Below are 24,239 nucleotides of genomic sequence, written 5' to 3'. Positions count from 1 at the left end.
CTGGCAGAAGGCGAATTCATGTCTCTGTCAGGGTGGAGCTTTGACGTTGTGGGGAGAGAAATCACTCATGTTTTTAAGACAAGATACACGACCCGTAAAAGTGGGGAACTTAACGATTGGTGGCAGCAACGAGGTCATCATCCAGAGCATGTGTACAACGAAAACGGCAGACGTTGAGGCAACCGTGGCAGAGATTTTGCGTTTGGAAGAAGCAGGCTGCCAATTGGTGCGTGTAACGGTGAACAATGAGGAAGCTGCCGCAGCCATCAAGGAAATCAAGAAACGGATCAATATTCCGCTCGTAGCGGATATCCATTTTAATTATAAACTGGCTCTCCTTGCGATTGAGAACGGCATCGATAAAGTACGGATTAATCCCGGCAATATCGGTAAACGTGCCAAAGTAGAGGAAGTCGTCAAAGCTTGTAAAGAGAAAGGTATTCCAATTCGGATCGGAGTAAACGCTGGTTCTCTGGAAAACCATTTGCTCGAAAAATATGGTTATCCAACAGCTGAGGCTATGGTAGAAAGTGCACTTTATCACATTGGTATTCTGGAAGAATTGGATTTCCATGATATTATTGTGTCTCTCAAAGCATCGGATGTACCGATGGCGATTGCAGCTTATTCCAAAGCGGCTGAGATCATCAAGTATCCATTGCATCTGGGCATTACCGAGGCGGGTACGTTGTTCTCAGGTACGATTAAAAGTTCTGCAGGTATGGGTGCCTTGTTATCGATGGGCATCGGTTCGACGATGCGGATATCGCTTAGTGCTGATCCGGTCGAAGAAATCAAGGTTGCTCGTGACTTGCTCAAAACCTTTGGTCTGATTTCCAATGCAGCTACGCTGATTTCCTGCCCGACCTGTGGTCGTTTGGATATCGATCTGTTCTCCATTGCGAATGAAGTGGAAGAGTATATCTCCAAGCTCAAGGTGCCGATCAAAGTATCAGTGCTGGGTTGTGCCGTTAACGGTCCGGGTGAAGCAAAGGAAGCGGATATCGGTATTGCCGGTGCACGCGGAGAAGGCTTGTTATTCCGTCATGGTAAAATGATTCGTAAAGTGCCGGAAGAAATCATGGTTGAGGAATTGAAAAAAGAGATCGACAAAATCGTGGAGTCCTATGAAACGACAGGAGTTATTCCTGGCCGCTCGCACTGATTGATTTATATAATCGTTTTGTAACAGTCCGTCAGCAATGACGGGCTGTTTTTTGTTCTCAAACATACAATTTCCTGATCACCCGTTTACGTCTCGGTGAAAAGGCTATACTACCAAGTATTAGCATGATCTCATATGAGAAAAGGGATAGAACAGGAGGATGTTGAGACATGGAATTTGGTATGGTCATAATGATGATTCAGTTATTTTTTGGTGTGGTGATCGGTTTGTATTTCTGGAATTTGCTTCGTGGACAGAAAACAAATCGCAGTGCGGTGGAGCGTGAATCCCGCAAGGAACTGGAGAAGCTGCGGAAGTTGCGCTCCATTTCACTCACCAAGCCTCTGGCAGAGAAGACACGTCCGGCAACCATTAATGATATTGTAGGGCAAAAAGACGGACTCCGCGCCCTTAAAGCCGCGCTATGCAGTGCAAATCCACAGCATGTCATTATATATGGGCCTCCAGGGGTCGGGAAAACAGCTGCTGCAAGGGTGGTTTTGGAAGAAGCCAAAAAGAATCCGTCATCTCCCTTCAAGGCCGATGCCAAATTCACGGAACTCGACGCCACGACGGCGCGTTTTGATGAACGGGGTATTGCTGACCCTTTGATTGGTTCAGTGCATGATCCGATCTATCAGGGAGCAGGAGCGATGGGCGTAGCAGGCATTCCTCAGCCGAAACCCGGTGCCATTACGAAAGCGCATGGGGGGATGCTTTTTATTGATGAGATCGGTGAACTGCATTCCATTCAGATGAATAAACTGCTGAAAGTATTGGAGGACCGCAAGGTCTTTTTGGAAAGTGCGTACTATAACTCGGAAGACACGCATACTCCTGCTTATATCCACGATATTTTTCAAAATGGTCTGCCAGCCGATTTTCGTCTTGTAGGAGCGACGACTCGATCGCCCCATGAACTGCCTCCAGCCTTGCGCTCGCGGTGTATGGAGGTCTTTTTCCGTCCATTGCTGCCCGAAGAGATCGGGCAAATTGCGGAAGATGCCGTACAGAAAATCGGATTCAGTCCATGTCCAGATGCAGTTGATGTGGTCAAGCGGTATGCAACCAATGGCCGTGAAGCGGTCAATATCATTCAGCTGGCTGCTGGGCTGGCCTTGACCGAAAAACGTGAAACGCTGCAGGCGTCGGATGTGGAATGGGTCGCTGGCAGCAGCCAGATTCAGCCCCGGCCAGATCGCAAGGTGCCTTTGCGGCCACAGATCGGTTTTGTGAATGGCTTGGCCGTATATGGACCGAATATGGGCACCATTCTGGAGATCGAAGTATCCGCAGTTCCGGCTCTTCGAGATCAGGGACGAATTAACATCACGGGAGTTGTGGATGAAGAAGAGATTGGAGGCGGTTCGCGTACACTCCGGCGAAAAAGCATGGCTAAAGGCTCGGTTGAAAATGTGTTAACCGTATTAAAGGCCATGGGCATTCGTCCTAATGACTATGATTTACACGTCAACTTCCCAGGTGGAACGCCAATTGATGGTCCGTCTGCCGGGATTGCTATGGCCACCGCCATTACATCAGCCATCCAGGGGCGTCCGATTGATCATGAGACAGCGATGACTGGCGAGATAAGTATCCATGGCCGGGTAAAACCGATCGGTGGTGTACTCGCCAAAGTGGAGGCTGCATTCCAGGCTGGTGCAAAGACGGTCATTATTCCGGCAGAGAACTGGCAGTCCATCTTTGAAAATCTGGATGGCTTACGTGTTGTCCCGGTCGATACGGTTGAAGACGTATTCCGAGAAGTATTTGACTGGGTGCCTAATGAGGAGCAAGCAAAACAAATCAACCTTGCGGAGGAGACAGCGACACCTGCACCGGAGATTTTCCCACCGGCATCCGCATCCTATTTACGTGCTGACTTGCCTCGTCCAGGACAGGTTACAGATTCGGGAAGCTGCTAAGCACTTCCCTTCATTGGTTTTTTATGTGAACATTTGATAGAATAATGAATGACTACAACCTGAGAGCCATTGGAGGTGCGAAAGCGATGGGACCGAGCAAAGCGAAAGGTCGTCGTTTTCCTTTACTGCCTTTAAGAGGACTTCTCGTCTACCCGAGTATGGTACTGCATCTCGATGTGGGCCGGGAGAAATCGGTCAAGGCTTTAGAAAAAGCGATGGTAGAAGAACATTTGATTCTCCTATGTTCCCAAGCCGAGGTAAATATTGAAGAACCAACACAAGAGGATATTTTCAGAATCGGAACGGTTGCCAAGGTCAGACAGATGCTGAAGCTTCCAAACGGGACGATTCGTGTACTTGTGGAAGGCTTGGAACGGGCTGAAATCATTGAATATACGGACAACGAGGAATACTATGAGGTTCTGGCACAAGAGCTTCCTGAAGAGGAGAACAGTCATCCGGAAACAGATGCGCTGATGCGTACAGTTCTGAACCAGTTCGAAAATTATATTAATCTGTCCAAAAAGGTTACACCTGAGACACTTGCGGCTGTGTCCGATATTGAAGAACCGGGTCGCTTGGCCGATGTCATCACCAGTCACCTGTCTCTGAAGATCAAGGACAAACAGGAGATTTTGGAGACCATTGACGTTCGTGAACGGCTGGAGAAGTTGCTAGACATCCTCAACAATGAGCGGGAAGTACTGGAGCTTGAACGCAAAATCAGCCAGCGCGTGAAGAAACAGATGGAGAAAACCCAGAAAGAATACTACCTGCGTGAGCAGATGAAGGCGATTCAGAAAGAGCTGGGTGAGAAAGAGGGCCGTGCCGGCGAGGTTGAGGAACTCCGAAATCAGATGGAGGCTCTTGGCTTGCCGGACAAGGTGAAGGAAAAGGTTGAGAAAGAAATTGATCGACTGGAGAAAATGCCATCAAGTTCTGCCGAAGGCGGCGTTATCCGTAACTATGTGGATTGGCTGCTGGGACTGCCTTGGACGCAGCTGACAGCTGACGATCTGGATATTCAAAAGGCTGAAGATGTGTTAAATGCAGATCATTACGGTTTGGAAAAACCGAAAGAACGTGTGCTTGAATATCTGGCTGTTCAGAAGCTGGTGAAAAAGCTTAAAGGACCGATCCTCTGTCTTGTTGGACCTCCAGGGGTTGGGAAAACGTCGCTTGCCCGCTCCATCGCCAGATCACTTGGACGCGAATTCGTCAGAATATCGCTGGGTGGTGTGCGAGATGAAGCAGAAATTCGCGGTCATCGTCGCACCTATGTGGGTGCAATGCCAGGCCGTATCATTCAGGGCATGAAGACGGCGGGGTCACTCAATCCTGTTTTCCTGCTGGACGAGATCGATAAAATGGCTTCGGACTTCCGCGGAGATCCTTCCGCAGCGTTGCTTGAAGTACTTGATCCCGAACAGAACAACACGTTCAGTGACCACTTTGTAGAGTTGCCGTTTGACTTATCTAACGTTATGTTTATTACAACCGCCAACACAGTGCATAACATTCCACGTCCGCTTCTGGACCGGATGGAGATGCTCAATATCCCGGGGTATACTGAGCTGGAGAAGCAGCAAATTGCCAAAAACTATTTGCTGCCGAAACAGAAACAGGACCATGGCCTGGAAGAAGATCAGCTGAATATCGGGGATGACAGCTTGTTGCGTGTCATTCGTGAATATACACGAGAGTCCGGCGTGCGGAATCTAGAACAGCAGATGGCTTCGTTGTGCCGGAAAGCGGCCAAAAACATCGTGTCTGGTGTGGAAGGCCAGATTAACATTACACCGGATGAAGTGAAGGATTACCTTGGTCCGGGTAAATTCCGCTACGGTATGGCCGAACTCGAAGATCAGATTGGTACTGTGACGGGACTGGCGTGGACTGAAGTGGGTGGAGATACCCTCGTGATAGAGGTTACCGTTGTACCTGGAACAGGCAAGCTGACGCTGACAGGTAAATTGGGCGATGTCATGAAGGAATCGGCTCAGGCGGCATTCAGTTACACCCGATCCAAAGCTTCCCAGCTCGGCATTCCGTCTGACTTCCACGAGAAGAACGATATCCATATTCACGTTCCTGAAGGAGCCATTCCGAAGGATGGACCATCTGCCGGGATTACGATGGCGACTGCGTTGATCTCTGCTCTGACGAACAAACATGTCTCCAAGGACGTTGCCATGACTGGCGAAATAACGCTGCGTGGCCGTGTGTTGCCGATCGGCGGACTTAAGGAAAAATCACTGGCTGCCCACCGCGCTGGTTACAAAAAAATATTATTGCCCAAGGATAACGAGCGGGACCTGCGGGATATTCCGGACAGCATCAAGGAAGATGTGGAATTTGTTCCCGTAGCCCATATGGATCAGGTGCTGCAACATGCGCTTGTGGAACAGGCAGGAATACACCTGTAGCCCGTTAAACGAGGGATCGTATGAAGAGTAAACCGTTCTGCGGAAGCTTTGGCGTCCGCTGGAACGGTTTTTTTGGTATGATAGAACAATCCATGGCATAATACCAACAGCAGCTCTAATTAAGAGCACAGGATTCAAGAGAGGACAGATACATTATGAAAGTAAATCAATCCGAATTTATTATCAGTGCCGTTCGGCCTGAACAATACCCCGAGGACGGCCTGCCCGAGATTGCCTTAGCGGGGCGGTCCAATGTAGGGAAATCATCTTTGATCAACCGCTTGATTAATCGCAAAAACTTGGCACGGACGAGTTCTACCCCTGGTAAGACACAGCAACTGAACTATTATAAGATCAATCAGGATCTCTACTTCGTCGATTTCCCGGGATATGGCTACGCTAAAGTTTCCAAAGAGCAACGCTTTGCCTGGGGCAAAATGATGGAGAAGTACTTGTTGGGACGCGAGGAATTGAAGCTTGTCATGCAAATGGTGGACATGAGACATGAACCGTCCAAGGATGACATGATGATGAATGAATGGCTTCGCCATCATGGCTTGCCTCTGGTCGTGGTTGCGACGAAGATGGACAAGATTCCAAAAACGCGTAGAGCCAAACATATTAAAGTCATCAAAGAAGCTTTGGATCTTCGTCCTGGTGATCTGTTTGTACCGTTTTCATCGGAAGAAGGTTTAGGGAAAGAAGAATTATGGGAGATCATCACCCGCTTTGCCGGAATCGGTCAAGCCACAGTGGAAGAAGAGCCACAGGCTGAAGAGAATCACGAAGACCACGAAATTAACGGATAACCGGGGATTGCGCCATTTTGATGCAGGAAAGCGAGCAACTTGGGTGTATCTTTGATGAGATCAAAGATTAATCCATATTTTATGGGTTTCCGTGAAAATTCATTGTTTTATTTTGGGGCGAAATAGCTATACATTAGTGTATAATGAGCTTAGGTGCATTTGTGCCAACAGTACCAAAGTACCGGCCTTGCCGGCCTGAAGAATTTTGAGATCACTGCCACATGTGCAGGAAGACAAAACAATCGGGAAAGAATTGAGGAGATTTTTATGGCTCAGCGATTAGCCACAGAGTATGTTAAAGCCACTTTGAAATTGTCAGAACCTCAGATGCATCAGTTTTTGCGCATGACACAAGACGGCCGGATTCATCAACGTGTGAAGGTGATGGAGAATGGTTGCCAGGAAATTGTGCTAGGAGATGTGAGTGGAGAAGAAGTTCATTTCCCGTTTGATCGTAGGGAAGGGTTTTACATCTGTGAGTTATCTTGCCGCGTGGTAAACCATTATCTGACGAACGTAGTCCGGAAGCTCTTTATGACCTTTAAGGGTGACGGCGTTGTTCATCGAATTTATGAAGAGTTCACCATGACGTATGTTTATACTCAAGGCGTTGTCCGTAAAATTGTGGAGCAGACCGGTGAGAATATCCGTGTCATCTATGAATACAAAAATACGTTGCTTGAATTGCAGCGTGTGTTCCAGGCACGAGATGTTGAACGCGAGATTATTCGGGTATACGCCGAGATTGATTCGTTACTCGATACAAGAATGGATGCTTCTTCTTCTGAACAGCTCCAGCAAATTGATGAAAAGCTTGCTCGCCACCAGAAACGACTGTTTCAGCTTGAAGCCTATTGACCTAAAAGTGTGAGTTATACAAGTACCTAACTAACCATCCCCTAATGCTCTGATCTGGCACATTCCAGGCAGCTGCGAAAGGGGATTTTTTTGATTTTGGGAGCTTGTTGGATACGAATCTTTTATTTTTTGATCTTCCTAAAAGGGGTTGCATTCCCTTTTGCATTCCCTTTGGATAGATGTTATTTTTAATCTCGTTGAAATGAAAAGAATATAGGAACCAAGTACGCAAAGAAACGTGATTGAATAACGACAGCATGAATAATGTTCACATATCGGGATGGAACGAAGATCATCCCAAACCTGAATAGTCATGGAGCCTTCCATGGCTATTTGTTTTATATGGGATTTTCATGAATCTTTATCATTAAAACAAGTATTTAACGCATAACGGTGAAGATTGGTGAGACACTACAATAAATGACAATGCATAAGATGATTTACATGGGGATTTCATAAACATTTCATAAAAATGGCCCAGTCATAGTATGGATGTGTGATATAATTAACCATGTCAATCATAAATGGATGAACATATGTAGAAAACACTTTGATTGGAAATTTATTAGGCAGGTGAACTTGCAATGCACATCGTTGTCGTTGGTTTGAATTATCGCACGGCGCCTGTAGAGGTTAGGGAACGATTCACATTTGCAGAAAAGGACTTGTCTGAAGCGCTGCAGCAGCTCAAGCTGACCAAGAGTGTATTGGAAGGTGTAATCGTAGCCACATGTAACCGTACCGAGTTGTATGTTGTGGTAGACCGTCTTCACATGTGTGGTTATTTTATTCGGACGTTCATGGAACAATGGTTTAATGTTCCGCGGGAAGAATTTACGCAACACTTATATATATATGAAGATGATCAAGCCATGCGCCATTTGTTCCGTGTCATTTGTGGGCTGGACTCGATGGTTATTGGCGAGACTCAGATTCTTGGACAGGTGAAACAGGCTTTTTTCAAAGCACAGGAAGAGAAAGCTACTGGGACCTGGTTTAACATGCTGTTCAAACAGGCTGTTACATTGGGCAAACGGGCACATTCGGAGACTTCGATCGGAGAGAGTGCGGTATCTGTAAGTTATGCTGCTGTAGAACTAGGCAAGCGTATCTTTGGTATGTTCACGGATAAGAAGGTGCTGATTCTGGGTGCCGGCAAAATGAGTGAACTCACAGTAAAACATCTGTATACCAATGGAGCCTCCGAAGTCATTGTGGCGAATCGGACACTTGCGCGAGCTGAGGAATTGGCAGCGAAGTTCCGCGGGACCCCTTGTACGATGGAACAGGCACTAGAGCGACTGAACGAGGTTGATATTGTCATCAGTTCGACAGGGGCCGAAAGATATGTACTGGATGCCTCTGTTGTTCGAGATAGTATGAAGCGTCGTCAATCGCGTCCACTGTTCCTGATTGATATTGCTGTTCCGCGGGATATTGATCCGGCGATCGGCGAGTTATCCAATGTATTCCTTTATGATATTGATGATTTGGAAGGAATCGTGGAGAGCAATCTGGAGATGCGTAAGGTGGAAGCTGCCAAGATTGAGAAAATGATTGAACTTGAGATGGAAGATTATTATCAATGGCTTAAAACCTTGGGCGTTCGTCCTGTCATTCGGGCATTGCAGGAAAAAGGCGCTTCCATTCATGAAGAAACGATGGATAGTCTGTTTAATAAATTGCCTGAACTGGATGAACATCAGCGTAAAGTTATCCGCCGTCTGACGAAAAGCATCGTGAATCAAATGACGACAGATCCGATTAACCGGATTAAGGAAATGGCTGGTACCAAGCACGGTGATGAAGCGCTGCGCATGTTTACTCAGATCTTTGCTCTGGAGGATGCAGTAGAGGTGGCCGCTGAGAAAGTAAGTCAGAGTGATGCGACGGCTCTGCGCAAACCGGATGCCGTTCATCTTAACGATTCCCGGCAAGACCCCGTGCCGGCTTATGCTCCGGCAGGCGTATAAGGCGGGTGGGCAGCTTGACCCTAGCTGAACAAATCTATGAAGCTTTAATCTATATGTATGCCCTGAGCCTACTGTTCTATTTCTCGGACTGCATTCGACGCAATGCGGGGGCGAAGCGGACAGGCACAGGGTTTCTTGTTGTTGTGTGGGCGCTTCAGGTGTTCCATGTCATTTTGCGCATGTTAACTGAAGGGCATTTCCCAATCTACACCACGTTTGATTTTTTGTTTATCTTTTCATTTAGTATTGTGCTGATGTCTCTGGTGATGACTCGGATTCAGCGTTCCGAATTTGTCATTTTATTGCTGAACGTCGTTGGTTTCTCCGTTACGGTGTTGAACCGATTGTGGTTTACCGCAGGTGAGATATCTCTGCATAACTGGCAGACTGTGCATGGATTGCTTATTATGCATATCACCTTGGCCAATCTAGGTTTTGCGGCTCTCACAGTAGGTGCTGTATTTGCTATGTTATATCTGTTTTTGCACCGCAAGCTGAAGAACAAGAAATGGAATGATACCGTACGTCGTCTGCCGAGCCTCGAAGTGATCGGCAAATATATGGATGGGGCTACACTGATAGGCACACCTCTTCTTGGTGTTTCTATCATGCTCGCGGTATTGTCCATTGTAGCTGAAACGCGCTGGAGCCTGCTCTTGGATCTCAAGGTTATTGCAACGGGACTTGCCATAGCGATCTATGTGGGATACTTCGTCTTTAAGAGAAGAAAACAGTTTTCCACAGTCATTATGGCGAGATGGACGCTGATCGGATACGGCTTTGTCATTATCAGTTTTTTATCCAATGCGTATTCAGCGTTTCATCGTTGGACGGGAGAGTGAAGGGGATGGAACGGTACACGCCAATATTTGTGGATATATCAGGGAAATCCTGCTGCGTGGTTGGAGGCGGACGTGTTGCTGAACGTAAAATAAAAGGTTTGCTTCATGCGGAAGCGCAAATCAAGGTGATTAGTCCGGAAGTTACGCCAACGTTACAACAATTGCATCATGATTCCCGAATTCAATGGCTGGCCCGGTCCTACCGCAATGGAGATTTGCGGGGGGCCTTTCTCGTATATGCAGCAACGGACCATAGTGAAGTGAATACAGCTGTTGTCCAAGAAGCTGAAGATGCGGGTATACTGGTTAATGACGCCATATCTTCTGAGCGAAGCACCTTTATTACACCAAGTGTGGTCAGGCGTGGAAGACTGAGCATTGCGATATCGACAGCTGGAGCAGGACCTGTGGCCGCAGCAGAAATTCGTGACACCTTGGAGCAGCAATTCGGAGATGAGTACGAGACATATATTGAATTTTTGTATCAGATGAGGATGGAAGTAAAGGCACGTGTATCTTCTCCAGGTGTCAGAGCTAAATTACTCCGTCGTTTAACCGAAATGAATGTACTGGAAAATATCCGTGCAGGTCAGTTTGAGTGGTGGACCGAAGAACAAATTGGGGACTGGATATCCCATAATCAGGAGGACGTGTAGACATGCGGACAATTAAAGTGGGAAGCAGACAAAGCGCACTTGCTTTGACCCAGACAGGCCATGTAATTCAGGATTTACGTGATATTTGTGAACGGGAAGGATTAGCTTTTGATTTTGAAGTACATAAAATTGTTACAAAAGGAGATTTGATTCTCGACGTAACCCTGTCCAAAGTCGGAGGCAAAGGACTGTTTGTCAAAGAGATTGAACAGGCGATGATGGATCGCACGATTGATATGGCTGTTCATAGCATGAAGGATATGCCTTCCGAGTTGCCTGAAGGGTTGACGAACGGAGCTGTTCCGCGCCGTGCAGATCCTCGTGACGCACTGATTTCAAATGGTGGACTCACATTGGATCAATTGCCGGAAGGGGCAAGAGTGGGGACGAGCAGTCTGCGTCGATCCAGTCAATTGAAAGCATATCGTCCGGATTTGCAACTTGAATCGCTTCGTGGCAATATTGATTCCCGTCTGCGCAAGCTGGAGACAGAAGGTTTGGACGCTATTATTTTGGCTGCCGCTGGTCTGTATCGAATGGGCTGGCAGGATCGGATTACGGAATATCTGTCAGAGGAAGCTTGTCTTCCCGCAGTAGGTCAGGGTGCACTCGGCATTGAATGCCGTGAAGATGATGCGGAACTGCTCCATCTGTTGCAGTTGTATAACGATCCGGAAACCGCCTTTCCTGTATTGGCAGAACGTCGCTTCCTTAGTGTATTAAATGGGGGCTGTCAGGTTCCAATTGGAGCTCATGCCGTATGGGTGCCACAGCAAGATGCAGATTCCCCGAATGGACAAAACACGTTACAATTAACAGGTATGGTCGGCACGCCGGACGGCGGACTGATTCTTAAAGAAGCGTTGACGGGCAAAGATCCGGTTCGTCTTGGAGAAGAAGTGGCTTGGAGATTGATTGAACGGGGAGCAGAGCAGATACTGGCAGAAGTTAGGGGATGAAGACATGGTGGGGAAGGTCTTTTTGGTTGGTGCAGGTCCAGGGGACGCTAAGCTGATTACGGTAAAAGGCTGGGAATCGATCGGTCGAGCGGATGCTGTCGTTTACGATCGGTTGGCTAGCCCGAGATTACTCAAACAAATGAAGCCCGGCGCGGTTAAGATATATGTGGGTAAGCGGCCGGATCGACATACGATGAAGCAGGAAGAAATCAACCAGCTGCTGGTTGATCTCGCACTGGAAGGCAAGGTTGTGGTCCGGCTTAAAGGGGGAGACCCGACGATATTCGGACGCGTAGGTGAAGAGGCTGATCTGCTGCGCAAAAACGAAGTTCCTTTTGAAATCGTACCTGGTGTAACCTCAGCAATAAGTGTACCTGCTTACGCTGGAATACCTGTGACCCACCGCGACTATGCTTCCTCTATTTCCATCATTACGGGGCATGAGAGTCCGGACAAGCTTGATCGCAGTATCCATTGGGATAAAGTGACGAATGCAACAGGCACACTGGTATTTATGATGGGCGTCTCCAAAATTGGATATATCAGCGAACAGTTGATTCGTCACGGACGCCCGGCGCAAACACCGGTGGCATTGATTCGCTGGGGAACAAGAGCAGAGCAGGATACGATCACAGGCACGCTTGAAGATATTGAAGCAAAAGTCATCGCTGCGAACTTTCAACCACCCGCTGTCATTGTTGTTGGTGAGGTGGTGAACCAGCGCGAACAGTTGAAATGGGCGGAAGCAATGCCGCTGTTTGGCAAACGCATTTTGGTGACGCGAGCACGCAGTCAGGCTAGTGATTTGGTGAACCGGATCGAGGAACTTGGCGGTGAACCTTACGAATTTCCGGTAATTGAGACCGTGATGCCATCAGGGGAGTCGGCACAGGAAAGTGTCAAACAGGCCTTTGGTGCGTTAAATACGTTTGACTGGGTATTTTTCACGAGTGTAAACGGGGTGGAATTCTTTTTCCGTCATTTGGAGCAACAGGGAAAAGATATTCGCTCCATTCATCAAGCGAGAATTGCGGCGGTAGGGCCTTCCACTGGAGAAGCTTTGCGTAAGTATGGCATCGCAGCGGAAGTCATCCAAGGGCCATTTCAGGCCGAAGGTATGCTTGAAGCTTTTGAAAGTGAACTGAAGGAAGGCCAGAGGGTTCTCTTACCGCATGGAGATCTTGCGCGCTCCTGGTTGCCTGAACAGTTGAGGGAGCGGGGACTACTGGTCACCGAGGCAATTATCTATGACACCATTCTGGCTGGCGAGGATGACGATGAACTGCTGAAGCTGCTTGAAGAGGGCGGCATTCATGCGATGACCTTCACGAGTTCATCCACCGTCACCAATTTCATGAACATTCTGAAACGGATGGGATTGCAGGATCCCTTGCCTTTACTGAAAGATGTTGAGGTTGCGTGTATCGGGCCTGTTACAGCGAAGACGGCAGAAGCAGCAGGCTTGAAGGTCACAATGATGGCTGAAGAAGCAACCATTGAGAGTCTGATTTCTGTGTTGTCTGAGTGGAAACGAAAGCCTGCTACAGAAGCTGTATTTCCCCGTTAAATATATAAATTGAACCGCAATCGATAGATGAAGCGTGCTGAATTCGTTACGATACCGGCGCGCTTCGCTTTTTTCTCCAAATTACTATTTAGGGAGGTTTCACACGTATGAGTTTTCCAATTGTAAGGCATCGCCGTTTACGTCAATCCACAGGTATTCGCAATATGGTAAGAGAGACCCATTTGACTGTGGATGACTTTATCCAACCCATCTATGTTACTTATGGTGAAAATGTAAAATCCGAGATCAAATCCATGCCGGGCGTATTCCGCTTCTCGCTGGATCGTCTGCAGGAAGAAGTGAAGGAGATTGCCGATCTGGGTATTCCGGCTGTGCTCTTATTCGGTATTCCCGAAACCAAAGACAGTGTCGGTTCGTCTGGATTCGCAGAAGATGGCATTGTACAGGAAGCAACGAAGCTGATTAAGTCATGGTATCCTGAGCTGCTGGTTGTTGCTGATACCTGTCTGTGCGAATTCACCGATCACGGTCATTGTGGCATGGTGCATACCGTTGAAGTGGACGGTCACATTTGCGGAGATGTTCTAAATGACGAATCACTGGAGCTGCTCGTGAAAACAGCGGTATCCCAGGCCAAAGCTGGAGCGGACATCATTGCACCATCCAACATGATGGATGGATTTGTCCAAGCGATCCGTGCCGGACTGGATGAGAATGGCTTCAGTCACATTCCGATCATGTCCTACTCCGTAAAATATGCTTCGGCATTCTATGGTCCATTCCGCGAAGCTGCGGATTCCACGCCACAATTCGGAGATCGCAAGTCGTATCAGATGGACCCAGCCAACGCTCGTGAAGCATTGCGTGAAGCCGAAACCGATGTGTTGGAGGGAGCGGACATGTTGATGGTGAAACCTTCACTGTCCTATCTGGATGTCATGCGTACGATCAAGGACCAATTTGATCTTCCACTGGTTGCTTACAACGTAAGTGGGGAGTATGCCATGGTGAAGGCAGCGGCGATTCAAGGCTGGATTGATGAGAAAAAAGTAGCCATGGAAATTCTGCTGAGTATGAAACGTGCAGGTGCAGATATGATTATTACCTACTACGGAAAAGACGCTTCACGCTGGTTGGCCGAGAAATAATAGCTTGCTTCCTTAACAGCTAGGATGAACAAAACGGATTATGGTTTATCAAAATTATATAAAAGGCCTCCTCCAAAGGTTTGGAGGGGCCTCATCACTAAGGAGGATGTTCATGACTGCACAACAAGGAACTCGTCGCAATGATGAGCGCTCACGCAGCGCATTTGAAGAAGCCAAGCAGTACATACCTGGGGGTGTGAACAGCCCCGTTCGGGCGTTCAAATCGGTTGGTCTTACCCCGATCTATGCAGAGCACGGAGAAGGCTCCAAGATCTATGATATTGATGGCAATGTTTTTATTGATTATGTGGGATCCTGGGGTCCGCTCATTATGGGACATGCGCATCCTGACGTTGTAGAAGCTTTGCGTGAGACAGCCCTTAAAGGAACAAGTTTTGGTGCACCAACACTGCTGGAGACAGAGATGGCAAAACTCGTCTGTGAGCGTGTGCCTTCGATCGATATCGTACGAATGGTGAATTCCGGTACGGAAGCAACCATGAGTGCGATTCGGCTGGCACGTGGTGTAACCGGACGCAGTAAAATTTTGAAGTTTGAAGGATCATACCACGGGCATGCCGACAGTTTGCTGATCAAAGCAGGTTCTGGTGTAGCAACACTGGGTCTGCCTGACAGCCCTGGTGTTCCTGAAGGTGTAGCCATGAATACGATTACGGTTCCATACAATGACCTGGAGTCGGTGAAGCTTGCTTTTGAACGTTATGGTGAAGAACTGGCAGCCGTCATTGTGGAACCTGTTGCAGGTAATATGGGAGTTGTACCACCGGTTTCAGGTTTCCTTGAAGGCCTGCGCAATTTGACATCTCAATACGGCAGTCTGCTCATTTTTGACGAAGTCATGACCGGTTTCCGTGTAGGGTTGAACTGTGCACAGGGACGATATGGCGTTATACCTGACCTGACTTGTTTGGGTAAAGTAATCGGTGGCGGGCTTCCGGTGGGCGCTTATGGCGGAAGACGTGATCTGATGGAACAGATTGCTCCGACCGGACCGATCTATCAGGCAGGTACACTGAGCGGTAATCCACTGGCAATGGCAGCAGGTTATACGACACTCAAATTGTTGACACCGGAGGTCTATGATCGTCTGGAAACACTGTCTGCACGCTTGCAGGCTGGGTTTGAAAAGAATGCAGCAGAGACAGGCGTAGCAATAACGATTAACCGTGTTGGTTCAATGGTATGTCCATTTTTCAGTGCTGTTCCGGTTACGAATTATGATATTGCCAAAGAAAGCAATCTGGATCAATTCCGTCGTTACTTTGCGGCCATGATTGATCAGGGTGTAAGTGTTGCACCTTCCCAATACGAAGGTATGTTTGTCTCTGGCGTGCATACGGAGCAGGATATTGACGATACGATTGAGGCGAACCGTAAGGCTCTTCAATCATTATGACCATTAAAAGTTGGAAACGCCGTGGGGAATGGCTTGAGCTGATGCCAGGCAAAGCGGTGACAGGCAGTTCAGACAGGCAAACGGCTGCAGAGCAATGGCTCTTGTCTGAGCTTCAGTTACCAGAGAAAATGTTGCGTCAGCTAAAGACGAACCAAGGCATACAACTCGCAGGGGACCGGCTTCGGCTGGCCCTTTTTGCGTCTCAGCCAATCGATGTTGAACCGCGCTGGGCGGATATCGATGTTCTGTATGAGGATGACTTCTGTCTGGTCGTGCATAAATCGGCCGGAATGAAGCTTCATCCCGATGGGAGCCGGGCGGATCAAGCGATTACGCTGGATCATGCGGTTGCGTCTTATTACGAAATGAATGGGATTCAGGCGAATGTACGCCATGTTCATCGTCTGGATGAGGACACAACTGGACCTGTTTTATACGCCAAAAATGCTTTTGCCCTCGCCAAACTGGATGAAGCGATGCGGCGTAAAGACATTGGACGTCATTACGTCGCCATTGCAGGCGGTCAGATATCCACGGAGCTAAATACGATTGATGCTCCGATTGGGAAGGACAGGCATCACAAGCAACGCAGACGTGTCTCTGAAGGCGGGCAGGACGCTGTAACCCATGTGGAGATCGTGGAGGTGTGGGATAGGGCTACCCTCGTCCGGCTGACACTGGATACAGGACGCACACATCAGATTCGGGTGCATTTAAGTTATGCAGGACATCCTCTCGTCGGAGATGAGTTATATGGAGGCAGAAGGGATTCTATTGGTCGGCAGGCACTTCATGGTGAGACACTGAGTTTTGCTCATCCGCTGACAGGGGCACGAATTGAAGTGGCAGACCCTTGGCCGCCCGATTTCGAACAACTGGCACAACGGGAAGGCAAGGACCAATAAACTGGGAAGGTTTGCACAAAAGGTGGCATGCTCATCTCATTCAAGGCATATAGATGGGGTAACGAAGGATTTGGACCATGGATCAGTCCCATGAGAAGGATCATGGTGAACATATGCCGAAAGGAGGACGCCACCTTTGTTGAATCAACCTTATGGTTTGCGGTTCGATATTTATGAGCGCGTTCATTTGTCAGAGGGAGTCCCTGCAATTGAGGAACTGGAGGAAATTGAGTTATATCCCCGCATTCAGGTGATAGGTCAGGATGATCATGCAACATTGCGAGGCCATCTTTTGCTGACAGGTGCGTATCGGGGAGAGAACGAGATCTCGGAGGAACTCAAACATTTTATTCCGGTGGAGATCACGGTACCCCTGAACCGGGTAAGATCGCTTGAGGATATTTCCATTGAGATTGAAAATTTTGATGTCGATTTGTTATCCAACCGAAGTCTGAACATTACTGGCGTATTGTCGCTTCGCGGTATCGAGGGCTTTCCGGTGGAGGAACCGCAGGTCTGGTCAGCAGATGAGTTTACCGTTGTACATTCGCCCGACCCTCAGCAGGGCGACCGTTCCGCTGAAACAGAGCAGACAGGCAGCTATCCCAATGTATTTGCTCAGGAGTATCTGCTTCAACGGAGCGAAGAGGAGTTACAGCAGGAACATCTATTTCAAGCTGCTTCCGAACAATTTCAATCCTGGCAGCAAGGTGATGGGAACGCGGAGCAAAGCAAAATAGCTGAAAATGAAGAGTCCTCGTCCTTGAGGGACAAGGAGGATGACGCGCAAGCGGATGTGTTGTCCGAAACGCCTTCTCCCGTTTCGTCTTTTTTGGCGGAGACAGCCGACAGGTTGGCTTCTTACCCTGAATCTGAGCCTTTGCTTCCTCTGGCTGAAGAGTCGTCTGTCTGGTCCGAGCCTTCCGTCGAGACCTTACATACGAACCTAAGGAATTCGGAGCAGGCCGATTCCAAGCTGGATCCGCAGCCTTCGGATGAACAGGCAGCGCCGGACGTATGGCATTTTGAATCTGCCCGATCTGAACCAAAGCAGGAGGATCAGGCGGTTGCAGATGTCCCGGCAGGTTCGCAGTCAGAGAACTGGCAGGATGTCTTCGCAGCGTCTGAACCGGAAATTTCGGAGGAAAACACACCTCCTCTTGAAGCGGTGGAGACGAATGAGCCCGCTGAAAAAGAATCTTTTATCCCTGAACCTGTGGCTGAGACGGAAGACAAGCCGGAGCTTAAGGTTGCTTTTGGCAGCAAGAGAGAATCTGCACCCAAACAGGAAGAGGGCGTAGGCATCTCCTCCTTGTTATCCTCTGGCAGGGTGACACGGGAGGCGGAGGCTGAACGGGAGCAAGAGGCACTTGCTGGAGTCCAGCAGCAAGAAGCATACCCGCCTGATGATGTAGAGTGGAAGAACCTGTTTCTCGGCACCATTGTTGATCAGACCCCGTTCCGTAAAGTGAAGTTATGCATTGTACAGCGTGAAGAGACGCTCGATACCATTGCAGACCGATATCAGTTAAGTACCCGAGAGCTCCAGTTGTATAATCGTCTTTCTGAACAGGTTGTGGAAGAAGGACAGATTCTATATATCCCTTAACCTATAGGCAGGTTTAATGACCATTGTGACCCGTGATCCCTTGAGGATGGCGGGTTTTTGCTTTGTCATCCCTCAACCTGCATTGCAGCGCGCTTTTTCCGCTGTTGTCAGGTTGACTATCGGGCACGGGCAGGGTATGATGTGTTTAGGTTTTTTGAAGAACAACGTGGATCGGGAGTAGTAGACAGTATGACCTTTCAGAGAGCGGGATTGTAGCGCTGGGAAATTCCGTAGGAACCAACTGATCGAAGTCGCCCGGGAGTTGCCTGTTTGAATACAAGGGATGAGTAACTTTAGTATCATTCATTCCTAAGGTAGGATGGGCCGGTCGCAGCCGTTATCTGCTTGAAGTGTCACGTAAGTACAGAAGGGGTAGTCTATCTTTCTATCTGCGTGAAACAAAGGTGGTACCGCGAAAGCTAACCTTTCGTCCTTTGATGGATGAAAGGTTTTTTTGTTTTTTGGCGATGATGAATAAGTAACGGAGGAATGACACATGTCTGAACAAAAAAATTCAGCTGCAACAGAAATGCCAACCACATATGATCCGAAAGCTGCGGAACAAAAATGGTATTCCACTTGGATGGAAAATGGATATTTCAAGGCAGGCCAGCGTAAAGATGCTGAACCTTATACGATTGTAATCCCACCTCCGAACGTAACCGGAATGCTCCATATCGGGCATGCGCTCGATTTTACACTGCAGGACATTCTGATTCGTACCAAGCGGATGCAGGGCTATGATGCACTGTGGCTGCCTGGTTCTGACCATGCAGGTATTGCTACCCAAACCAAAGTAGAGCAGAAATTGCGTGAAGAAGGTCAGACTCGTTATGATCTGGGACGCGAAAAGTTCTTGGAGAGGGTATGGGACTGGAAAGAGCAATACGCAACAACCATTCGTCAGCAATGGGGCAAGATGGGCTTGTCGCTCGATTACTCGCGTGAACGTTTTACACTGGATGAAGGTCTATCCCAGGCTGTGCGTAAAGTGTTTGTTCAACTGTATGAAAAAGGCCTCATTTATCGAGGCAAACGAATTATTAACTGGGACCCGGTGAACCGGACTGCACTGTCCGACATCGAGGTTGAATATAAAGAAGTTCAGGGTCACTTGTACCATCTGCGTTATCCGCTCAAAGACGGAAGTGGGTATGTCACAGTAGCGACAACTCGCCCGGAAACGATGTTGGGAGATACGGCAGTTGCAGTTCATCCTAAGGATGAGCGTTACGCAGACATGATTGGCAAGGTGCTTGTTCTGCCTATTATCGGACGTGAAATTCCGGTTATTGCAGATGAGTACGTAGATAAAGATTTCGGAAGTGGCGCCGTGAAAATTACGCCTGCTCATGATCCGAATGACTTCGAAGTGGGCCTTCGTCATGATCTGCAACAGATTACGGTGATGGATGAGACTGGTACGATGAATGCCGAAGCAGGCAAATATCAGGGACTGGATCGCAGTGACTGCCGTAAGCAGATTGTTGCAGACCTGCAAGAACAGGGCGTATTGATCAACATCGAGGATCATACGCATCAGGTTGGACACAGTGAACGGACAGGAGCTGTCGTTGAGCCGTATTTGTCGACACAGTGGTTTGTTGAGATGAAGCCACTCGCGGAGAAAGCGATTGAGAAGCAACAAAGCGGTGAAGGGGTTCATTTTGTCCCGGATCGTTTTGAGAAAACGTATCTGAACTGGATCGAAAATGTTCGTGACTGGTGTATCTCTCGTCAATTGTGGTGGGGTCATCGTATTCCTGCCTGGTATGACGAGGAGACTGGAGAAGTTATTGTATCTGCTGAAGATCCGACAACATTGCCAGAATACGCTGGACGCAAGCTGAGACAGGATGAAGACGTTCTGGATACATGGTTCAGCTCCGCATTATGGCCGTTCTCTACTTTAGGCTGGCCTGAAGACACAGAAGATCTGAAACGTTATTACCCGACAAGTGTACTCGTAACAGGGTATGACATTATTTATTTCTGGGTGGCGCGCATGATCTTTACCGCTCTGGAGTTCACGGAAGAGGTTCCGTTCAAGGATGTGCTGATGCACGGTCTTGTTCGTGATGCAGACGGACGCAAGATGTCCAAATCGCTAGGCAATGGTGTTGATCCGTTGGATGTGATTGAGAAATATGGTGCGGATGCAATGCGTTACATGATCTCTACAAGTAGTACTCCGGGTCAGGATCTCCGTTTCCGCTGGGAGCGGGTTGAACAGGCTCGTAACTTTGCCAATAAAATCTGGAATGCATCGCGCTTCGCTCTGATGAATCTGGAAGGGTTCACCTATGAAGATCGTGATATTAGTGGAGACCTTGGAACAGCGGATTACTGGATTTTGCACCGCCTGAACGAAACTTCTCGTGATATTACGCGTCTAATCGAAGCGTATGAATTTGGAGAAACAGGCCGTTTGCTGTATAACTTTATTTGGGATGACCTGTGTGACTGGTATATTGAATTTGCGAAGTTGTCCTTCTATGGGGAAGATCCGGTTGCCAAGAAGAAAACACAATCGGTGCTTGCTTATGTGCTGGATCAAACCATGCGCCTGATTCATCCTTTCATGCCGTACATTTCGGAAGAGATCTGGCAGCATCTGCCGCATGAAGGCGAGACCATTACGTTGGCTTCCTGGCCGGTGTATGACCCTGCACTGGAGAACCCAGAAGCGGTTGCCGAGATGAACCTGCTTATGGATACCATTCGTGCAGTAAGAAACATCCGTGCAGAAGTAAACGTACCAATGAGCAAGAAAATTGAATTGATGGTGAAAGCGAACAACGCAGAGACATCCAGCATCATTGAACGCAACAGCCATTACATCAAACGTTTCTGTAATACGTCCGAGTTCGACAGCGGCCTGGATCTGAGCTCACCGGATAAAGCAATGACTGCTGTCATTACTGGGGCTGAGCTGTACTTGCCGCTGGCGGGTCTTATTGATATTGATCAGGAAGTGGCTCGTCTGGAGAAAGAGTTGCAGAACCTTGAGGGCGAAGTACTCCGTGTGGAGAAAAAGCTTGCGAACGAAGGCTTTGTTGCCAAGGCTCCTGCCAAGGTTATTGAAGAAGAGCGCGCCAAGCAAGCGGATTATTCCGATAAACGGGATAAGGTGATTGCACGAATCAAGGAACTGAAAGGTTAATATATTCGGGTCGGATGGAGTGCTTCTGCGCCATCCGGCCGCTTTTTTCAACCAAACTCAAACCAAAGGTGAATCATATGACGGAACTTAACGGGACAGAAATAGCATCTCCTTTACTTACCTATGACGAGGCCGTGAACTGGATCAATGGCCTTATTCCTTTTGGCATCCGACCTGGATTGGAACGAATCGAGGGATTGATGTCATTGCTGGGCAATCCTCACCAGCGTCTCAAATTTATTCATGTCGCGGGAACGAACGGCAAAGGTTCGACTTGCGCTTTTTTGACGTCAGTGCTTCTTCAGGCGGGATATGATGTTGGAACGTTTACGTCCCCTTATATCACCAAATTCACAAACCGTTTTCAGTACAACGGTGAAGATATCCCGGAAGAAACTTTGCTCAAACTCTCAAACCGCCTGTATCCATTGGTTCAAGAGATGGCTTCAACTCCCCTTGGATCACCTACGATGTTTGAGGTATCTACAGCAATCGCTCTTCTGTATTATGCGGAAGAGTGCTACCCTGACATTGTGGTATGGGAGACAGGGCTCGGGGGAAGGATGGACGTAACGAATATTGTTACACCCGTGGTATCGGTCATTACCAATATCGGTATGGACCATACGGATGTACTGGGAGATACGATTGAGGCGATTGCTGGAGAGAAGGCAGGTATTATTAAGGCGGGGGTACCCGTTGTTTCCTGTGCCACGCAGCCAGAGGCTGTGAAGGTGATCCAGGAGACGGCAGAGCGGCTACGTTCAACCGTGTATCTGGCGGGAGATCGTTTCTCCTATCATAGACTGGACAGTGATGAGAACGGACAATCTTTTCATTTTACAGGACCGTTCCGTGATCTGGACGCTCGTATCCGCATGCAGGGCGTACATCAATGCGACAATGCAGCGGGTGCACTTATGGTACTGGAGTTGCTTCGCCAATACATGGCATTTATGCTGGATGATGAAGATATTGCACTTGGACTGGAACATGCCTTCTGGGCAGGACGGTTCGAGAAAGTGGTTGATCAGCCCCGCATTGTACTGGATGGAGCTCATAATCCGGAGGGGGCCGAATCGCTGGCCAAGAGCATTATCGACGTATATCCTCACAACAAGTTAATTTTGATGATGGGCATGCTGGCGAATAAGCATCACGAAGCGTATTTGCAGCATATACTGCCACTAGTGGATACGCTGATCCTGACCGAGCCAGATTTCCGACGCAAAATGGATGCAGCCGAATTGCTGCAGATCGTCGAACGGGTACGTCCCGCCATTGCGAAATCGGAGCTGGAAATCATCGTCGAGCCCGAATGGGCAAAGGCACTTGATCTATTGAAGTCACGGACGGAAGCGGAAGATCTGGGGGTGGTGTCCGGCACATTGTACCTGATTGCAGATGTGCGGGCAGCCCTTTTGCATCAAACCGATTCTGAAAAAGGTTGGTGAAAGTTTTGTTAAATACATCGGAACACGTTCATTTTATAGGGATTGGCGGATATGGCATGAGTGCCATCGCGAGAGTTATGCTTGAGATGGGATACACCGTTACCGGATCGGATGTCGCTTCACAGGAGTTGACCGAGAAGCTGGCAGCCAAGGGAGCGAAAATATATATCGGACATACCGCAGAGCACGTAAACGGGGCAGATCTAGTTGTCTACTCTACGGCAGCTCCTGCTGATAATGTGGAGCGGGTGGCAGCTGAAAAGCTGAACATCCCGATTTTGCATCGCGCCCAGATGCTCGCGCGTTTGCTGAACGAGCGCAAAGGTGTGGCTGTAGCCGGGGCTCATGGCAAAACAACCACGTCATCCATGATTGCACTCGTTATGGATAAATGTGATACAGACCCGACGTACATCATTGGCGGGGAAATCATGAACGTGGGGACCAATGCTAAGGCAGGTCAAGGCGACTGGGTCGTGGCAGAGGCGGACGAGAGCGACGGTTCATTTTTGCAGTATCACCCTTGGCTCGGTATTGTGACAAATATTGAAGCGGATCACCTTGAGAACTACAACAGTGATTTTGAGGAACTCAAAAAGGCTTATGTGCAGTTTCTGAGTCAGATTCGTCCAGAAGGCACGGCCATTGTGTGTGCTGACGACGAGAATGTTCAAGCCATTTTACCAGAGCTGAAATCACGGGTGACCACATACGGCATTGATTATGCTGCTGATTATACGGCAACAGATATCGTGCTTGGTGACCGCCGAATTTCCTTTACGATGAGCCATCAGGGCAATGTGTTGGGTAAGGTGGAGTTGTCAGTTCCAGGTAAACACAACGTTTATAATGCGATGGCTACGGTTATTACCTGTCTGGAAGCAGGTATTTCATTTGAGAAAATTACGGCTGCAATTATCCAGTTCCATGGAGCGAAACGCAGATTCCAGGTGCTGGGCGAGGCGCGTGATATGCTGATTATTGATGATTATGCTCATCACCCGACCGAGATTGAGGCTACAATCAGTGCGGCCAAAGCAACGGGGAAACGTATCATTGCGGTATTCCAGCCACAGCGTTACACACGTACGTTCTTCCTGCTTGATGCGTTCAGTCGCGCCTTTGCAGAAGCGGATGAGGTTCTCATTACCGATATCTATTCCCCTGCGGGTGAAAAACAGATTGAAGGTGTTCACTCGGCTAGACTGGTTGAACTCATCGTTCAAAACAGTAATGCTTCTGCGCGTTATCTTCCGACAAAGGAAGAAGTTGTTGCAGATTTGCAGAACCGTCTTCAGCCAGGCGATCTTGTGCTCACGATGGGCGCGGGTGATATCTGGAAAGTTGGCGATACACTTGCCAAAGGGTTGAAATAAATACAATTGTAAAACCGCCTGACTTC

Annotated in this window: 17 protein-coding genes and 1 other annotated feature; all 17 genes read left to right on the top strand. The window is 48.4% G+C overall.

The window, feature by feature from the left end:
* Positions 1 to 67: 67 nt before the first annotated feature.
* The 17 genes from ispG to murC all read left to right on the top strand — a co-directional run bounded on the left by ispG (position 68) and on the right by murC (position 24,213).
* The gene (gene ispG / locus ACDJ58_RS23485) at positions 68 to 1,165 is read left to right on the top strand and encodes a flavodoxin-dependent (E)-4-hydroxy-3-methylbut-2-enyl-diphosphate synthase (RefSeq protein WP_413373185.1); all 1,098 of its coding nucleotides are present in this window, start codon (positions 68 to 70) and stop codon (positions 1,163 to 1,165) included.
* A gap of 170 nt (positions 1,166 to 1,335) precedes the next feature.
* Positions 1,336 to 3,090, top strand: a complete 1,755-nt coding sequence (gene lonB / locus ACDJ58_RS23480; RefSeq protein ID WP_413373183.1) for an ATP-dependent protease LonB — start codon at positions 1,336 to 1,338, stop codon at positions 3,088 to 3,090.
* Between the two features lie 86 nt (positions 3,091 to 3,176).
* Entirely contained in the window at positions 3,177 to 5,516 is a 2,340-nt protein-coding gene (gene lon / locus ACDJ58_RS23475) for an endopeptidase La (RefSeq protein WP_413373181.1), read from the top strand.
* A 155-nt stretch (positions 5,517 to 5,671) separates the two neighbouring features.
* Entirely contained in the window at positions 5,672 to 6,325 is a 654-nt protein-coding gene (gene yihA, locus ACDJ58_RS23470; protein ID WP_413373179.1) for a ribosome biogenesis GTP-binding protein YihA/YsxC, read from the top strand.
* Between the two features lie 267 nt (positions 6,326 to 6,592).
* Entirely contained in the window at positions 6,593 to 7,183 is a 591-nt protein-coding gene (locus ACDJ58_RS23465) for a non-ribosomal peptide synthetase module (RefSeq protein WP_413373178.1), read from the top strand.
* Between the two features lie 584 nt (positions 7,184 to 7,767).
* Entirely contained in the window at positions 7,768 to 9,156 is a 1,389-nt protein-coding gene (gene hemA, locus ACDJ58_RS23460) for a glutamyl-tRNA reductase (RefSeq protein WP_413373177.1), read from the top strand.
* Between the two features lie 14 nt (positions 9,157 to 9,170).
* Positions 9,171 to 9,998: a cytochrome c biogenesis protein CcsA gene (gene ccsA / locus ACDJ58_RS23455; protein WP_371121670.1), complete on the top strand. Its 828-nt coding sequence runs from the start codon at positions 9,171 to 9,173 to the stop codon at positions 9,996 to 9,998.
* A gap of 5 nt (positions 9,999 to 10,003) precedes the next feature.
* Complete coding sequence (locus tag ACDJ58_RS23450; RefSeq protein WP_413373176.1) at positions 10,004 to 10,654, top strand: bifunctional precorrin-2 dehydrogenase/sirohydrochlorin ferrochelatase; 651 nt, start codon at positions 10,004 to 10,006, stop codon at positions 10,652 to 10,654.
* Positions 10,655 to 10,656: 2 nt separating this feature from the next.
* Positions 10,657 to 11,613, top strand: coding sequence for a hydroxymethylbilane synthase (gene hemC, locus ACDJ58_RS23445; protein WP_413373175.1), 957 nt, complete (start codon positions 10,657 to 10,659; stop codon positions 11,611 to 11,613).
* 4 nt (positions 11,614 to 11,617) lie between these two features.
* A complete protein-coding gene (gene cobA, locus ACDJ58_RS23440) occupies positions 11,618 to 13,180 on the top strand; it encodes a uroporphyrinogen-III C-methyltransferase (RefSeq protein ID WP_413373174.1) in 1,563 nt (520 codons plus the stop codon).
* Between the two features lie 107 nt (positions 13,181 to 13,287).
* Positions 13,288 to 14,289 (top strand): porphobilinogen synthase, encoded by a 1,002-nt coding sequence (hemB, locus tag ACDJ58_RS23435; RefSeq protein ID WP_079696601.1) that lies wholly within the window; start codon positions 13,288 to 13,290, stop codon positions 14,287 to 14,289.
* A 112-nt stretch (positions 14,290 to 14,401) separates the two neighbouring features.
* On the top strand, positions 14,402 to 15,706 hold the full coding sequence (gene hemL, locus ACDJ58_RS23430) for a glutamate-1-semialdehyde 2,1-aminomutase (RefSeq protein WP_413373173.1): 1,305 nt from the start codon (positions 14,402 to 14,404) through the stop codon (positions 15,704 to 15,706).
* Entirely contained in the window at positions 15,703 to 16,611 is a 909-nt protein-coding gene (locus tag ACDJ58_RS23425) for an RluA family pseudouridine synthase (protein WP_413373172.1), read from the top strand. Before hemL ends, ACDJ58_RS23425 begins: the two co-directional genes overlap by 4 nt.
* Before the next feature lie 136 nt (positions 16,612 to 16,747).
* Positions 16,748 to 18,220: a LysM peptidoglycan-binding domain-containing protein gene (locus ACDJ58_RS23420; protein ID WP_413373171.1), complete on the top strand. Its 1,473-nt coding sequence runs from the start codon at positions 16,748 to 16,750 to the stop codon at positions 18,218 to 18,220.
* A gap of 158 nt (positions 18,221 to 18,378) precedes the next feature.
* Positions 18,379 to 18,658: a binding site (T-box leader), on the top strand.
* Positions 18,659 to 18,716: 58 nt separating this feature from the next.
* Entirely contained in the window at positions 18,717 to 21,383 is a 2,667-nt protein-coding gene (locus tag ACDJ58_RS23415; RefSeq protein WP_413373169.1) for a valine--tRNA ligase, read from the top strand.
* 77 nt (positions 21,384 to 21,460) lie between these two features.
* The gene (locus ACDJ58_RS23410) at positions 21,461 to 22,837 is read left to right on the top strand and encodes a bifunctional folylpolyglutamate synthase/dihydrofolate synthase (RefSeq protein ID WP_413373168.1); all 1,377 of its coding nucleotides are present in this window, start codon (positions 21,461 to 21,463) and stop codon (positions 22,835 to 22,837) included.
* Positions 22,838 to 22,893: 56 nt separating this feature from the next.
* A complete protein-coding gene (gene murC / locus ACDJ58_RS23405) occupies positions 22,894 to 24,213 on the top strand; it encodes a UDP-N-acetylmuramate--L-alanine ligase (RefSeq protein ID WP_413379798.1) in 1,320 nt (439 codons plus the stop codon).
* Positions 24,214 to 24,239: the final 26 nt, after the last annotated feature.

The organism is Paenibacillus taichungensis, from assembly GCF_047302525.1.
Lineage (GTDB): Bacteria > Bacillota > Bacilli > Paenibacillales > Paenibacillaceae > Paenibacillus > Paenibacillus taichungensis_B.
Note: the sequence above shows the minus strand (reverse complement) of the source record. Positions and strands in the feature narration are given on the sequence as shown.